Source organism: Bradyrhizobium sp. STM 3557 (assembly GCF_045571465.1).
GTDB lineage: Bacteria > Pseudomonadota > Alphaproteobacteria > Rhizobiales > Xanthobacteraceae > Bradyrhizobium.
The window spans coordinates 2926404-2939813 of sequence record NZ_CP120697.1 but is presented as its reverse complement, the minus strand read 5'-3'; the positions used below and the strand labels follow the sequence as shown (position 1 = coordinate 2939813).

Sequence of the window (13410 nt, the reverse complement as noted above, 5' to 3'; positions counted from 1 at the left end):
TTGTTGCCGCGATGGCCGCGACCACGGGCACGCTTGCTTTGCCGCATGTAGCGCGGGCACAATCCGCCGCGCGCGTCGTCGTGGTCGGCGGCGGCTTTGGCGGCGCGAGCTGCGCACGGGCGCTGCGCAAGGTGAGCCCGAAGCTCGACGTGACCTTGATCGAACCGAACGCCACCTTCACCTCCTGTCCTCTGAGCAATGAAGTCATCGCCGGTCTGCGTGACATCGCCGCCCAGCAGTTCACCTACGAGAAGATCGCGGCCGAAGGCGTGCGCGTGATCGCGCAGGCTGCGAGCGCCATCGATCCGCAGGCAAGAAAGGTGACACTCGCCGACGGCAGCGCGATCGCCTACGACCGGCTGGTGCTGTCGTCCGGCATCGATCTCGATTTCAAGGCCGTGCAAGGCTATGACGAGGCCGCGGCGGAAGAGATGCCGCATGCCTACAAAGCCGGCGCGCAGACGCTACTCTTGAAGCGACAGATCGAAGCCATGGACGATGGCGGCGTGGTCGCGATCGTGGTCCCGGCCAATCCCATGCGCTGCCCGCCGGCGCCCTACGAGCGCGCCAGCCTGATCGCGCACTATCTCAAGGCTAACAAGCCACGCTCGAAGGTGCTGATCCTGGACGCCAAGGATGAGTTCTCGCAGCAGCGGCTGTTCGAACGTGCGTGGAGCGAACTCTATGGCGGCCTGATCGAGCGCATTCCCCTGTCGCAAGGTGGCCGCGTCACCGAGGTCAATCCGACCGATCGGACGATCATCACGGAATTCGGCAACTACAATCCAGACGTCGCCAACGTCATCCCGCCGCATAAGGCGGGAAGCATCGCCGCCCTCGCCGGCGCCACCGATCACACCGGCTGGTGCCCGATCGATCCCGCGACCTTCGCGTCCAAACTGGTGCCTGATATCCACGTCATCGGCGACGCCTGCCTTGGCGGCGGCATTCCGAAATCGGCAGCGGCTGCACAGGCGCAAGGCAAGGCCTGCGCGACGATTGTCGCCGCGCAGCTCGCGGGCAAGACCCCGGAGAGCCCGACGCTGACGGGCGTCTGCTACAATATTGTCTCGCCCGGCTACGGCTTCTCGCTGGCAGGCGTCTATCAGCCCAAGGGCGACATTTTCGGCGAGGTCGAAGGCGGCGGCACCAGCCCGCTCGATGCGCCCCGCGAGACCCGCGCCAAGGAGGCGGAAGCGGCCACCACCTGGTACAAGAAACTGACGGTGGACGCCTTTGGCTAAGCTGCTCCCCGTGACCGCGTGCCTCGCTGCCCTCGCCTCGCCCGCGGTTGCGCAGTCGCTTGCGTCCTACACCGTCTCAGGCGACGGCATCGAACAGCCACTCACCGACATGCCAGGAGATGCGGCGCGCGGGCGGGCGCTGGTCGCCGAGCGTTCCTCGACTTGCATTCTCTGCCATTCCGCGCCGCTGCCGGAGGTCCGGTTCCAGGGCGATCTGGCACCAAATCTAGCTGGCGCCGGCAGTCGCTGGAGCGTTCCGCAATTGCGCCTGCGCCTGGTCGATGCTGCGCGCCTCAATCCAGCAACCATCATGCCGTCCTATTATCGCACGGACGGATTGGAACGCGTCGGCCGCACCTGGCAGGGCAAGCCGATACTCACAGCGGAACAGATCGAGGATATCGTGGCCTACCTCGCAACCCTGCGCGACTGAGATCATATGACCCCTATGCGCAACGCATCAGACATCTCGCGCCGCCACGTCCTGCAGCTTGCGGGCACTGCCGCCCTCTCGGGCGCGCTGCCCGTTGTCACCGTGCGCCCCGCCAGCGCAACGCCGGCGATGCTGGCCTCGGCAATCCGTGATCTCGTTGGCGAAGCCGCGGTCAAGGTCGGCAAGGTCAAGCTCGAGATTCCGCCGCTGGTCGAGAACGGCAACACCGTGCCGATGACGGTGAGCGTGGACAGCCGGATCACAGCGGAGGATCACGTCAAGAGCATCCATGTCTTCAATGAGAAGAACCCGCAGCCGAACATCGGCAATTTCCATCTCGGCCCGCGGGCCGGCCGCGCCAAGGTCACGACCCGTATCCGGCTTGCCGACAGTCAGAAGGTGACCGCGATCGCGCAGCTCTCCGACGGCTCGTTCTGGTCGGGCAGCGTCGACGTCATCGTTACGCTGGCCGCCTGCACCGAGGAGGTGCCGTGATGGCGTCTGCCCTCGTCAATGTGCCGTCCAAAGCGAAGAGAGGCGCGGTCATCGAGATCCGCACGTTGATGTCGCACATTATGGAGCCTGGCTATCGCCGGACGGCCGCGGGCGATCTCGTGCCGCGCAACATCATCACCAGCTTCACCTGCCGTTTCAACGGCGAGGAGATCTTTCGCGCCGACCTGTTTCCGGCGATCGCGGCCAATCCGTTCCTCTCCTTCTTCACGGTCGCAACCGATAGCGGCAGGTTCGAGTTCGAATGGATCGGCGACAACGGCTTTGTCGCCAACGCCTCTGCTGCGATTACGGTCGAAGCATGATGCGCCTGCGCCGGCTGCTGTTGGGCATCGCGGTCTTGACCGCACTGCCCGCGCTGGCGTCGGAGATCCCAGCCGCCGAACGGCGGTCGGGCTATACGTTCATGGCACCAGACACCAAGGCGATGCAGGATGACGACACGGCCAATCCGGGCATGCTGGCGGTCATGGACGGCGAAGCGCTGTGGAATGCGAAGGTCGGGGATGCCAACAGGTCCTGCGCCGATTGCCACGGCGATGCGAGCGTCAGCATGAAGGGGGTCGCGGCGCGCTATCCGGCATTCGACAAGCCGCTTGGCCGCCCCGTGGATATCGAGCAGCGTATCAATCTCTGCCGCAAAGACCATCAGCAGGCCAGCCCGTTTGCCAATGAGAGCCGCGAATTGCTTGCGCTCACCGCCTTCATCGGCAGGCAATCGCGTGGACTGCCGATCACATCGGGCGACGACGACGCGCTCGCGCCATTCGTCGCGCGCGGCCACGAGCTGTTCATGCAGCGGCAGGGACAGCTCAACCTCGCCTGCACCAATTGCCACGATGACAATTGGGACAAGCATCTCGCCGGCGCTCCGATCACGCAAGGCCAGCCCAACGGCTATCCGGAATATCGGCTGGAATGGCAGGCCATGGGCTCGCTGCAACGGCGCATCCGCAGCTGCATGACCGGCATCCGCGCGCAAGCCTACGACTTCGGCTCGCTCGACATGGTCGCGCTCCAGCTCTATCTGATGTCGCGTGCGCGCGGCATGCCGATCGAGACGCCGGCGGTGCGCCCGTAAGAGCCATCCACAATCTCTGCTGTCGTCCCGGCCTTGAGCCGGGACCCATAGTCACAGGCTGCAGTTTGATGCTAGATGGTTGTGGAGACTGTCCTCACAACGCTCCCGCCGCGGCGTATGGGTCCCGGCGTTCGCCGGGACGACACTGATTGCGCGGCGACATCCAGTACCTCTGACCTCGCAATGATGAAATTTCTTTCGGAACCTACCCCTTCGCCTGCACCACCATGAACAGACGGCGGAACGGAAACAGCGTCTTGCCGGCTTCATTGCGCGGATAGGCTTTGGCGACGGGCTCGCCATAGGCCGCCTCAAAGGCCACCTTCTCGTCGCCATCCAGCACATCTAGATAGCGGGTCAGCCAGGTGCCCTTGGTCCATTCCTTGACCGGGTTCTCGCCTTCGAGCACCTGCAGATACTCGGTTTCCCAAATGTCGATATTGTCGGCATGGGGCGCCAGTACGCCATGATAGAATTGCGGCTCATGCACCGGCGGCGGCGTCAGCAGGTGTTCGAGCTTCGCACGCCATGGCCCGTTCAGCGCGGTCTCGGCGGCCAACACATGCGAAGGCGCGGTAAAGTTGCGCGGCATCTGCACCGCGAGGAAGCCGCCCGCTGCGACGCTCGTCATGAGAGTCGGAAAGAGCGTGGAGTGATCCGGCAGCCAATGCAGCGCCGCATTGGAGTAGACGAGGTCATACTGCTTTGGCGGCTGCCAAGATGCGAGGTCGGTGTGCCGCCATTCGACATCAGGGGCGGCCTTGCGTCCTGCAGCGACCATCTCGGCCGAGCCCTCGACGCCGGTCACGGTCGCCTCGGGCCAGCGCTCCTTGAGAAGCTTCGTCACATTGCCCGCGCCGGCGCCGAGATCGACAATGGCCCGCGCCGGCAAATCCGGAATGCGCGCCAGCAGGTCGAGCGCCGGCCGCAACCTTTGGCCAGCGAATTTCAGATATTGCTGCGGATTCCAGACCATGGCGCCAACCTTGTCGTCGTGATGCGATGGCTCGTTCTATGGCTCAAGCCCCTCGCATCTCAAGCAAGGAAAACTGAAGGAGCCTCAGCAAGACTTAGCATCGCGGAATCGCCGATCGCTCCGCACCCGCCCTGCTCTACGCGCTCATGGCCTTGAGCACGGCGACGGAGTCCGCGACCCAGCCGAAGATGCCGCCCTGCGCCTTGATCATCTTGAGGCCCATCTCGTGGAATTCGGGGAAGTAGGATGCGCAGCCGTCCGCAATCACGACGCAACGGTAGCCGCGGTCATTGGCCTCGCGCACCGTGGTGTTGACGCAGACCTCGGTGGTGACGCCGCAGACCAGGAGGTTCTCGATGCCGTGCTGCTTCAGCACGTTTCCGAGTTCGGTCGCGTAGAACGCGCCCTTGCCCGGCTTGTCGATGACGACCTCGCCCGCGAATGGATAAAGCTCGGGGATGATGTCATGGCCGGCCTCGCCGCGGATCAGGATACGCCCCATCGGCCCGGGATCGCCGATGCGCAAAGACGGCGCGCCGCGCTCAATCTTTGCCGGCGGCGCATCGGAGAGGTCAGGCAGGTGCCCTTCCCTGGTGTGGACGACAAGCATGCCTGATTTGCGCGCAGCCGCGAGCACCTTGCCGATCGGCGCCACCGCGCTTGCGAGCAGCGAGACATCATTGCCGAGCGTCTCGCCAAAGCCTCCCGGCTCCATGAAATCGCGCTGCATGTCGATGATGACGAGCGCCGTCTTCCCCCAATCGAGCGCGATCGGATCGGGCTCGGCGATCACCACGCCGACTGCTGGCGTTACGTCCGTCATGGCCGACTTCCCCCTGCGAGAATTCGCTCGCTGCAGAATGAAGCAAGCACCATGCCATTGTATACAACGTCGCACGGTACGCGGCCCCTAGACGGAAGATGCCGCCCGGAGGCGGCATCTCGCGTGTCAAATCGGATTGCGCAGGGATTACGACGCTTGAGCCTGTCGCGGCGCCGGCTTGCGCTCCATCGGATGGATGTCGATGCCGCGCAGGCGGCCCAGCCGCAGCACGTCCATCGACAGCCTGCGATCGATGCGGTCGCGGTCCAGCACCCGGATCAGGTCGTCGACGCCGTTGATATCGACGCCGTCGAGCTTGATCACGACGTCGCCGGGCAACAGACCAGCGCGCGCCGCCGGACCGTCCGGTTCGATCTGCATCAACAGCGCGCCCATCTTGTTCTCGACGCCGGCCAGCACCGCATGCCGCCGCGGGATCGGCGCGGTCTGCCCGGACACGCCGATATAGGCGCGCCGGACATAGCCGTGCCGGATAATCTCCGACAGCACGAACTGCGCCGTGTTGCTGGCGACCGCAAAGCAGATGCCCTGCGCGCCCTGGATGATGGCGGTGTTGACGCCGATCACCTCGGCCGCCGACGATACCAGCGCGCCGCCGGAATTGCCGGGGTTGAGCGCGGCATCGGTCTGGATCACGTCCTCGATGGTCCGCCCCGAGACCGAGCGGATCGAGCGGCCGAGCGCGGATACCACGCCGGCGGTCACCGTCGACTCGAATCCCAGCGGATTGCCGATCGCGACCACCAGTTGGCCGCGCCGCAAGGTCTTGGAATTGCCGAGCGACGCATAAGGCAGGTCACGCGAGCCATTGGCACGCAGCAGCGCCAGATCGGTGTCGGGATCGACGCCGAGCACATGTGCATCCGTCACGACACCTTCGGTGTCGCGCAGCCGGATCTCTTTCGAGGTGCCGACCACATGGCTGTTGGTCAGCACCAGTCCGTCCGGCGAGATGACGATGCCGGAGCCGAGGCCGCCGCGCTCACCGCGGTGGCCGGATTTCGGGCCGGTCTCGACGCGCACGACAGCCGGGCCGACACGCTCCGTCACCGCAATGACGGCGTTGGAATAGGCGTCGAGCAGAGCCCGGTCATCGACGGGAGAGGCTTCAGACGTTTGCGCCGGCGACAGGTCGTCGCCGGCGAAATCAGAGGTAAAATCCAACATGGCGATTTCCTTTGCCACGTCAGATGGGTAGCTGTCCCCTGCCGTGCAAGGGAGCAGCCGAGCCGGCTAGTCCACCGCGCCGGTCACTTTGGCGCGCACTGCCTTGACTGCATCGGCCGTGACGGGCGAGGCGGCGTTGCCCCAGCTGTTGCGGACATAGGTGACGACGGCGGCGATCTGCTCGTCGTTGAGCCGATAGCCGAATGACGGCATCGTCGGCGCGGTCGGATGGCTCGCCGTCGCAGCCGCCTGTGCACCTGTGATGACCACATGGATGAGCGACGACGGATCGTCTTGCGTTGCGATCGTGGCGCCCGCGAGCTTCGGGAACACGTGCGCAATGCCCTCGCCCTTGCGGGTATGGCACGCCATACAGGTGTCGACGAAGATCGCCTCGCCGACCTTCATCCGGCGATCGTCCGCCGAGACTGGGCTCGGCGCCGGCGTGCCGGTCGCGCCCCGCTCCTTCAGATAGACCGCCATCGCCTTCAAATCCGCATCCGGCATTTTCGCAGTCGAGTTCTCGACCACGTCCTTCATCGGACCCGAGGCGATCACGCCGCGCGCCTGTCCCGTCTTCAGGTACTGGACGACCTCGTCGACCGACCATTTGCCGAGGCCCGCTTGCGCGTCGTTGGTGATATCAGGTGCGGTCCAGTTGTCGACCACGCCGCCCTGCAGATATTTGTCGGATTTGTTGGCGCCGAAAGCGTTCAGCGGCGTGTGACAAGCGCCGCAATGGCCGAGGCCCTCGACCAGGTAGGCGCCGCGGTTGAAGTCCTCCGACTTGTTCGGATCAGGCTTGAACGCGCCCGGCGTGAAGAACAACGCATTCCAGGCGGCCATCGAGGTTCGGATGCTGAACGGGAACGGCAGCGTGCTCCGATTAACGGTGTTCGAGACCGGATCGAGCGAACGCAGGTAAGCGTAGATCGCATCGGAATCCGCGCGCGTCACCTTGGTGTAGTAGGTGTACGGGAATGCCGGATAGAGCCGCGTGCCGCCCGGCCGTTTGCCCTCATGCATGGCGCGGGCGAAGTCGTCCGCACTCCAGCTGCCGATGCCGGTTGCATTGTCCGGCGTGATGTTCGGCGTCATGATGGCGCCGAACGGCGTCTGTAGCGCGAGCCCGCCGGCGAACGGCACGCCGCCCGGCGCGGTGTGGCAAGCGACGCAGTCACCGGAGGTGGCCAGCGCCTTGCCGCGCTGGATCTCGATGACGTTGTCCGAATCGGCGAGCACGACGCCGGGCGCAGCGATGAGCGCGAGCGCGAGCAGATGGCGCAGCCGGACACCCCGACCGGTCGGTTGTTTCGTCACGATCGACCTCATTGCTGCACCAATGCCCCAGGCGATTTCAGATACTTGGTCTTGATGGCGTCGAGCGCCCAGTAGGTCAGCGCGCCCACCGTGCCGGTCGGGTTGTAGCCGGCGTTCTGCGGGAAGGTCGACGCACCCATCACGAACACGTTCGGCACGTCCCAGGACTGCAAATAGCGATTCAGCACGCTGGTCTTGGGATCGGTGCCGGCCACCGTGCCGCCGGTATTGTGCGTGCTCTGATAAGGCACCACGTTCCACGGCGTGTTGAGACGGTTGAGCTGGGTGGTCTTAGCGCCCATCGCCTTCGCGATCTCCTCGCAGCGCTCGGCCATCCAGTTGGCCATCTTGATCTCGTTCGGCTGGAAGTCGAACGTGATGCGCATCAAGGGGCGTCCGTACTGATCCTTGTAGGTCGGGTCGAGATCGAGATAGTTGGCGCGATAGCTCATCACGCTGCCCTGCGCGCCGACATTGGTGACGCGCTGATAAGTGTCGCGCACCGCCTTCTTCCAGGCGGAACCCCAGGTCGGTGTTCCCCGCGGCGTCGGGTGATACATGATAGGCCGTCCGTTCGTGTAAGCATTGGTGATCGACGCACCGCCGACGAAGCCGTGCGGACCGTGATCGAAATTGTCGCTGTTGTAGTCGTCGATCGCAGCGCCCAGCGAGCCGGCCGCCGCAAACGGGTTGAAATTGACGTTGTCGAAGAACGCGGTCGCACCCGAGCCGGTCTGGTAGGCGTAGTTGCGCCCCACGACACCCTCACCCGTGTTCGGGTCATAGGGTTTGCCGATGCCCGACAGCAGCATCAGCCGCACATTGAACAGGCCGTAGGCGCAGAGCAGCACGAGATCGGCGGGCTGCTCCCACTCCTCGCCATTGGCATCGATATAGATGATGCCGGTCGCCATTTTGCCGTCGCCGGACAGCTTGACCTTGGTCACCTCGCATTCGGTACGCGCCTCGAAGTTCGGCTCGCGCACCAGGGCCGGCAACACGCAGGTCTGCGGCGAGGACTTCGAGTAGTTCGAGCAGCCGAAGCGCTCGCAGAAGCCGCAATAGGTGCACGGCGCCATGCTGCAGCCGTACTGATTGGTGTAGGCGGAGGAGATGTTCGCCGAGGGCCGCGGGAACGGGTGCAGGCCCATTCCGCTCGCCGCCTTCATGAACAGCTCCTGCGAATAGCCCTGCTTCAGCGGCGGGGTCGGATATTCGTTCGAGCGCTGGCCTTCGAACGGATTGCCGCCGGGCTGGATCTGCCCCTTGAGATTGCCGGCCTTGCCGGAAATACCAAGGCAACGTTCGAACTCGTCATAGAACGGCTCGAGCTCATCATAGCTCATCGGCCAGTCCTGGATCTGATGCCCCTCCGGCATGATCTTCTCGCCGTAGCGTTCGATCATGTGACTGCGCAGGCGGAAGTCGTCCGGCAGGAAGCGCCAGGTCTGGCCGTTCCAATGCGAGCCAGCACCGCCGACACCGTTGCCCGGCAGGAAGCTGCCCCAGCGGCGGATCGGCAGCGCGGTCTGCGACGAGTTGTTGCGCATGGTCAGCGTTTCCTGCCGCGGGCGCAGGAAGATGTCGTGACGCACGGCGTAGCGCAGTTCGTCAGGCGCGGTGCCGATGTTGAAATCGGTGGCGGTGTCGCGCCACGGGCCGCGCTCGATCGCCACGACCTCCTGGCCTGCGCGGGCGAGCTCGAGAGCGAGAATCGATCCGGTCCAGCCGAGACCGACGATCACAACATCCTTGCGTGGTAGACGGCGGGCCATCAGCGTTCTCCCCAGGCCTGACGGCCCTGCATGGCGACCGGCGGCAGCGTGTATGGTTTGTTCGGATTGTCGATGATGTCACGGAAGTCGTAGCGAACGCCTGGGAAGCCGATCAGCTTCCAGCCTGCCATATCCTTGTTGCCGCCATAGATCGGGTCGGCGAAGAAGCCCTCGACCGTGTTGGCATAGATGGCGCTGAACAGCGTGCGGCTCGGGAAGCCTTCGAACTTCACCTCGCCCTTTTCCATGCCGGCGAGCAGCTTGTCCTTCTCCTCGCCGGAGAGATCGATGAAGGAGCGTCCGCCGAAATTGGCCTTACAATACGCGGCGAGCGCAGCAAGCCCCTGGCGATACTGCTGGCGCGGCGTCAGCGGCGATTGCAACCCCTGCGTAGGCAATGGCTTATCGGAGAACGGCCCCTGCATGTAGAGCCAGTCGTGCCCGCCATAGGGACCGGTCAACTGACGATCGATGAAGGTGGTGACACCGGAATCCTTGGCGCCCGGCCCGAGCTCATCGGTCGGGATCAGCCGGTCGACGATCGCGTCGACAACGGCCGCCTCGTCGGAGGTGAAGAACAACCAGCCGCCGGGTACGACCGGCGTCGCCGGATACACCTCGTTCGGCCGCCAAGGCAGCACTTTGGTGACGACCTTGGCCGTCGCCCCCGATGTCGTGATCAACAGCGCGGCGGTGGCGAGCAGGCTGCGCCGCGACATGCCTGAATGTTTGGGTTTCTCTGTCGGCGGCGCGAATTTGGCGCGCATCGCCGAGCGATCGTCGGTTTGCATCTCTGACCCCCAGCCGAATCCGAATGATCCGATCTGGAAGTCTTCTTAGACAGATTCGTAAACAAATCCGTTGCCGATCGAATGCAAATCGATCATGGCGCCCTGCGCCACATCGGGGCGCGTGTTTTTACCGCATCCAAGAGCGACCAATCGCCCTGCTCGAGCTGATATCCCCTCGGGAACGGCGCGCGTAGTTCCAAATTAAGAGACTTCAGCACGCGATCATCACGATAGTAGCACTGCAGGATGACACGGCTCAGCGTTGCGGCTGCTACACCGCCAGTTGTACGGAACTCAGCTACAACAGCGTCGCGTTTCGTGGAAGTCAGCATCGACAGCGGCTTTCCCGCAAGCCGCGCGAGGTGATCGAGTGCGGATCGAATGGCAGTCGCATCTCGACCGAGAGTTGCAATGATGTCGGCCTGGATCGCCGCGTCGTCCGCACCCGGCACACCGTATTCGACGCTTTCCGGGATCATTATGCCTGCAATCGTGCGCAAGTCGTCGCGTTGCAAAGCGGTGAGCTGATCGTTTGACTGCATGGGAGCCTCAATCAAAGAGGTTGGCGAGGCGCTGCTTCATCTGGTCGGCGATGTACAGCGCGATGGCCTGGATGGTGGAGGTCGGATTGACGCCGCCCGAGGTGACGAACAGGCTGCCGTCGACGATGAAGAGGTTCTTCACGTCGTGCGTACGGCCCCATTCATTGACGACAGAGCGCTCGGGATCCGTGCCCATGCGCGCGGTGCCAAGCAGGTGCCACCCGCCATAGAGGATCGGCACATTCATGCAAATGTCGGTGGCGCCCGCAGCCTCCAGAATCTCTTTCGCGCGCGCAACGGCATGCGTGATCATCTTCGCGGTGTTCTCGCCGATCGTGTAGTCGACGCGTGGCGCCGGAATGCCGTTGCTGTCCTTCAGCACCGGATCGAGCGTGACGCGGTTGTGCTCTTCGGGCAGATCTTCGCAAATCGCCGATATCGCGAGGCGATGTCCGTTGAGCTTGCGGAACACCGCATGATGCTCGGCGCCCCAAGGCAACAGCCCCCTCGCCTCGCTGCTGACCGCCTCGAAGATCGGGCCGACACCGCGGCCGAACTGGAAGGCATAGCCGCGCACGAAGCCGCGGGAGAGATTGGTCTCGTAAAACTCTTTGCTCCACAAACAAGTCGGCGGCGCTCGGTTGCTGTCGGTCGGCTCGTCGACATAACCGTAGACTTGCGCGTAGGGATGAAACATCAGGTTCTTGCCGACCAAGCCGGAAGAGTTGGCAAGCCCATTCGGGAAGCGACGGGACGTCGAGTTCAAGAGCAGCCGCGGCGTGCCGATGCCGTTGCAGGCGATGATAACCACCTCGGCCGGCTGGAATTGCTCGACGCCCTCCTTGTCGTAATAGACGACGCCACTCGCCATGCCCTCCTTGTTCACCGTGATCTCGCGCACGCGGCAATGCGTGCGCAATTCGATGCCGGCACGCAGCGCCGCCGGCCAGTAGGTGATGTCGGTCGAGGCTTTCGCACCTTGCGCACAGCCCGGCGTGCAGTGGCCGAGATTGATGCAGCGCGCCCTGCCCTCGTAGTCTGTGGTGGCGACCGTCGTATCCGACGGCCACCAGTGCCAGCCGAGCTTGTTCATGGCTTTCGCGAACCGCGTGCCGGAGCGCCCCAGCGGCAGCGGCGGCATCGGCGGCTGCGTCGGCGGAAACGCCGGGTCGCCGGCGAGGCCCGAGACGCCCATCATGCGGTCGTTCTCGGCGAAGAACGGCGCCAGCGTGTCGTAATCGATCGGCCAGTCGTCGGCGACGCCGTCGAGCGTGCGGACGCGGAAGTCGGATGGATGCAGGCGCGGCCAATGCGCGGTGTACATCACCGTCGAGCCGCCGACGCCGTTGAAATTGACGACCTTGATCGGCGAGTGGTCGTCGTTGATGGGATAGTCCTCGGCCCTAGCGCGGATGTTCGGGCTCGGCGAGTAATCGCCGTAGAAGCGCGCTTCCCAGTCGCGTCCCGTGCTCGGATATTCGGCCGGATTCATCCAGCCGCCCTGCTCGAGGCAGAGGATGTGCATCTTGGTCTCGGCCAAGGACCAAGCCATTGCGGCGCCGGAGGCGCCCGCGCCGATGATCAGGACGTCGACGGGATCGTTCATTTCCGGGCATGTCTCCCTTTAGCCGCCGCGTCTTCGCGGTCAGAACGTTGGCCCGACGAGAACGCGGGCAGATATGACGATAGAGGCAGACCGGATCGGACGTCAAAGGCATAGGTCCATGCAAGGGATTGGTCCGGCGAGGGGTCGGTATGCTAGGGAGAGTCCGGGACTCGTCCGGCGGGGGAAATTCATCTATGCGATTGCGAAATACGTTGTTGACGATCTGTGCGACATCGCTGCTCGGACTCTTGATGCCGGCAGCATCGGCCGACGCCGCGAGCGCCGTCGTGCGAGACGGCGATACGATTCAGCTTGGCGACACAGTTTACCATCTCGATGGCATCGACGCGCCGGAGTTCGATCAGCTCTGCATCAATGATCAGGCCGATCCCTGGAGCTGCGGCATCGACGCCCGCGATGGCCTGAGCAAGCTGATCGGCGGCCGATCGGTCCGATGCGATGATCTCGGGCCGGACAAGGGACGCGGCGGCCGGCATCTCGGGGTCTGCACTGCTGACGGCGACAAGGTCAGCCTCAACCAGCAGGCGGCGCGCTCAGGCATTGCGATCAGCGTCGAGCCGGCGATCAAGGTCCACGTCAAGGATGATGCCGCGGCGGCAAGGGACGCAGCGAACGGCATCTGGAAGGGGTGCTTCGCGGCACCCGCCGATTTCCGCATCGGCAAGAAGGATGGCCCGCTGCTCGGCGCCTCCTGCCGCTCGGACCGGGACAGCGAGATCCGCGCCGTGCTGTTTCCCGATTCGCCGTCCGCGCCGCCCGGCTGCGCCATCAAGGGCAAGCTCGCGTTGCGCGCGCGGGTGACCGGCAATATCGGCATCTATCATCTGCAGGGCTGCCCAAGCTATCCGGGAATCACCGAGCCTGAGCGCTGGTTCTGCTCGGAGGACGACGCCCGCGCCGCCGGCTTCCGCCGGGCCTATAATTGCCGGCCGCGCAAGGGGAAGTGATCGATCCCGTTCTCTCCGTCATTGCGAGGAGCCAAGGCGACGAAGCAATCCAGACTTACTTTCTTGCTCTGGATTGCTTCGCCTCGCTCGCAATGACGGGACGATTAAGACTGCGCTAATGGCTCCTACAGGTCTACGTAGCCAAACGTC

General features: G+C 64.3%; 14 protein-coding genes. 6 read left to right on the top strand and 8 right to left on the bottom strand.

The window, feature by feature from the left end; genetic code table 11:
* The first annotated feature begins 11 nt into the window (after positions 1 to 11).
* Genes P6U24_RS13325 through soxA form a run of 5 tightly spaced genes read left to right on the top strand, consistent with a single transcriptional unit; the run spans position 12 to position 3271 of the window.
* A complete protein-coding gene (locus P6U24_RS13325; RefSeq protein ID WP_407159554.1) occupies positions 12 to 1244 on the top strand; it encodes an FCSD flavin-binding domain-containing protein in 1233 nt (410 codons plus the stop codon).
* Positions 1237 to 1677: a sulfur oxidation c-type cytochrome SoxX gene (gene soxX / locus P6U24_RS13320; RefSeq protein WP_407159553.1), complete on the top strand. Its 441-nt coding sequence runs from the start codon at positions 1237 to 1239 to the stop codon at positions 1675 to 1677. Before P6U24_RS13325 ends, soxX begins: the two co-directional genes overlap by 8 nt.
* Positions 1678 to 1692: 15 nt before the next feature.
* Positions 1693 to 2172, top strand: coding sequence for a SoxY-related AACIE arm protein (locus P6U24_RS13315; protein WP_407160446.1), 480 nt, complete (start codon positions 1693 to 1695; stop codon positions 2170 to 2172).
* Positions 2172 to 2495, top strand: a complete 324-nt coding sequence (soxZ, locus tag P6U24_RS13310; protein ID WP_407159552.1) for a thiosulfate oxidation carrier complex protein SoxZ — start codon at positions 2172 to 2174, stop codon at positions 2493 to 2495. Before P6U24_RS13315 ends, soxZ begins: the two co-directional genes overlap by 1 nt.
* Complete coding sequence (soxA, locus tag P6U24_RS13305) at positions 2495 to 3271, top strand: sulfur oxidation c-type cytochrome SoxA (RefSeq protein WP_407160445.1); 777 nt, start codon at positions 2495 to 2497, stop codon at positions 3269 to 3271. Before soxZ ends, soxA begins: the two co-directional genes overlap by 1 nt.
* 205 nt (positions 3272 to 3476) lie before the next feature.
* Here soxA and P6U24_RS13300 read toward each other — a convergent pair whose 3' ends face one another.
* The 8 genes from P6U24_RS13300 to P6U24_RS13265 form a co-directional block, all read right to left on the bottom strand.
* Positions 3477 to 4247, bottom strand: a complete 771-nt coding sequence (locus P6U24_RS13300) for a methyltransferase domain-containing protein (RefSeq protein ID WP_407159551.1) — start codon at positions 4245 to 4247, stop codon at positions 3477 to 3479.
* Positions 4248 to 4383: 136 nt separating this feature from the next.
* Positions 4384 to 5070: a cysteine hydrolase family protein gene (locus P6U24_RS13295; protein ID WP_407159550.1), complete on the bottom strand. Its 687-nt coding sequence runs from the start codon at positions 5068 to 5070 to the stop codon at positions 4384 to 4386.
* A gap of 147 nt (positions 5071 to 5217) precedes the next feature.
* Positions 5218 to 6258: a S1C family serine protease gene (locus P6U24_RS13290; RefSeq protein ID WP_407159549.1), complete on the bottom strand. Its 1041-nt coding sequence runs from the start codon at positions 6256 to 6258 to the stop codon at positions 5218 to 5220.
* Positions 6259 to 6324: 66 nt separating this feature from the next.
* Positions 6325 to 7578 carry a c-type cytochrome gene (locus P6U24_RS13285; protein WP_407159548.1) on the bottom strand — a complete coding sequence of 418 codons (1254 nt, stop codon included), beginning with the start codon at positions 7576 to 7578 and terminating at the stop codon, positions 6325 to 6327.
* Between the two features lie 8 nt (positions 7579 to 7586).
* Entirely contained in the window at positions 7587 to 9353 is a 1767-nt protein-coding gene (locus P6U24_RS13280; protein ID WP_407159547.1) for a GMC family oxidoreductase, read from the bottom strand.
* A complete protein-coding gene (locus tag P6U24_RS13275) occupies positions 9353 to 10144 on the bottom strand; it encodes a gluconate 2-dehydrogenase subunit 3 family protein (protein ID WP_407159546.1) in 792 nt (263 codons plus the stop codon). The genes P6U24_RS13280 and P6U24_RS13275 overlap by 1 nt, the downstream gene beginning before the upstream one ends.
* A gap of 92 nt (positions 10145 to 10236) precedes the next feature.
* Entirely contained in the window at positions 10237 to 10686 is a 450-nt protein-coding gene (locus tag P6U24_RS13270) for a hypothetical protein (RefSeq protein WP_407159545.1), read from the bottom strand.
* A gap of 7 nt (positions 10687 to 10693) precedes the next feature.
* Entirely contained in the window at positions 10694 to 12292 is a 1599-nt protein-coding gene (locus P6U24_RS13265; protein ID WP_407159544.1) for a GMC family oxidoreductase, read from the bottom strand.
* Between the two features lie 194 nt (positions 12293 to 12486).
* Here P6U24_RS13265 and P6U24_RS13260 point away from each other — a divergent pair, with 194 nt between their 5' ends.
* Positions 12487 to 13260, top strand: a complete 774-nt coding sequence (locus tag P6U24_RS13260) for a thermonuclease family protein (RefSeq protein WP_407159543.1) — start codon at positions 12487 to 12489, stop codon at positions 13258 to 13260.
* The last annotated feature ends 150 nt before the right edge of the window (positions 13261 to 13410 follow it).

Coding starts and splice junctions, on each gene's coding strand:
- P6U24_RS13325 (WP_407159554.1), top strand. CDS start 12: ATGGCCGCGACCACGGGCACGCTTGCTTTGCCGCATGTAGCGCGGGCA.
- P6U24_RS13315 (WP_407160446.1), top strand. CDS start 1,693: ATGCGCAACGCATCAGACATCTCGCGCCGCCACGTCCTGCAGCTTGCG.
- soxZ (WP_407159552.1), top strand. CDS start 2,172: ATGGCGTCTGCCCTCGTCAATGTGCCGTCCAAAGCGAAGAGAGGCGCG.
- soxA (WP_407160445.1), top strand. CDS start 2,495: ATGCGCCTGCGCCGGCTGCTGTTGGGCATCGCGGTCTTGACCGCACTG.
- P6U24_RS13300 (WP_407159551.1), bottom strand. CDS start 4,247: ATGGTCTGGAATCCGCAGCAATATCTGAAATTCGCTGGCCAAAGGTTG.
- P6U24_RS13295 (WP_407159550.1), bottom strand. CDS start 5,070: ATGACGGACGTAACGCCAGCAGTCGGCGTGGTGATCGCCGAGCCCGAT.
- P6U24_RS13290 (WP_407159549.1), bottom strand. CDS start 6,258: ATGTTGGATTTTACCTCTGATTTCGCCGGCGACGACCTGTCGCCGGCG.
- P6U24_RS13280 (WP_407159547.1), bottom strand. CDS start 9,353: ATGGCCCGCCGTCTACCACGCAAGGATGTTGTGATCGTCGGTCTCGGC.
- P6U24_RS13275 (WP_407159546.1), bottom strand. CDS start 10,144: ATGCAAACCGACGATCGCTCGGCGATGCGCGCCAAATTCGCGCCGCCG.
- P6U24_RS13270 (WP_407159545.1), bottom strand. CDS start 10,686: ATGCAGTCAAACGATCAGCTCACCGCTTTGCAACGCGACGACTTGCGC.
- P6U24_RS13265 (WP_407159544.1), bottom strand. CDS start 12,292: ATGAACGATCCCGTCGACGTCCTGATCATCGGCGCGGGCGCCTCCGGC.
- P6U24_RS13260 (WP_407159543.1), top strand. CDS start 12,487: ATGCGATTGCGAAATACGTTGTTGACGATCTGTGCGACATCGCTGCTC.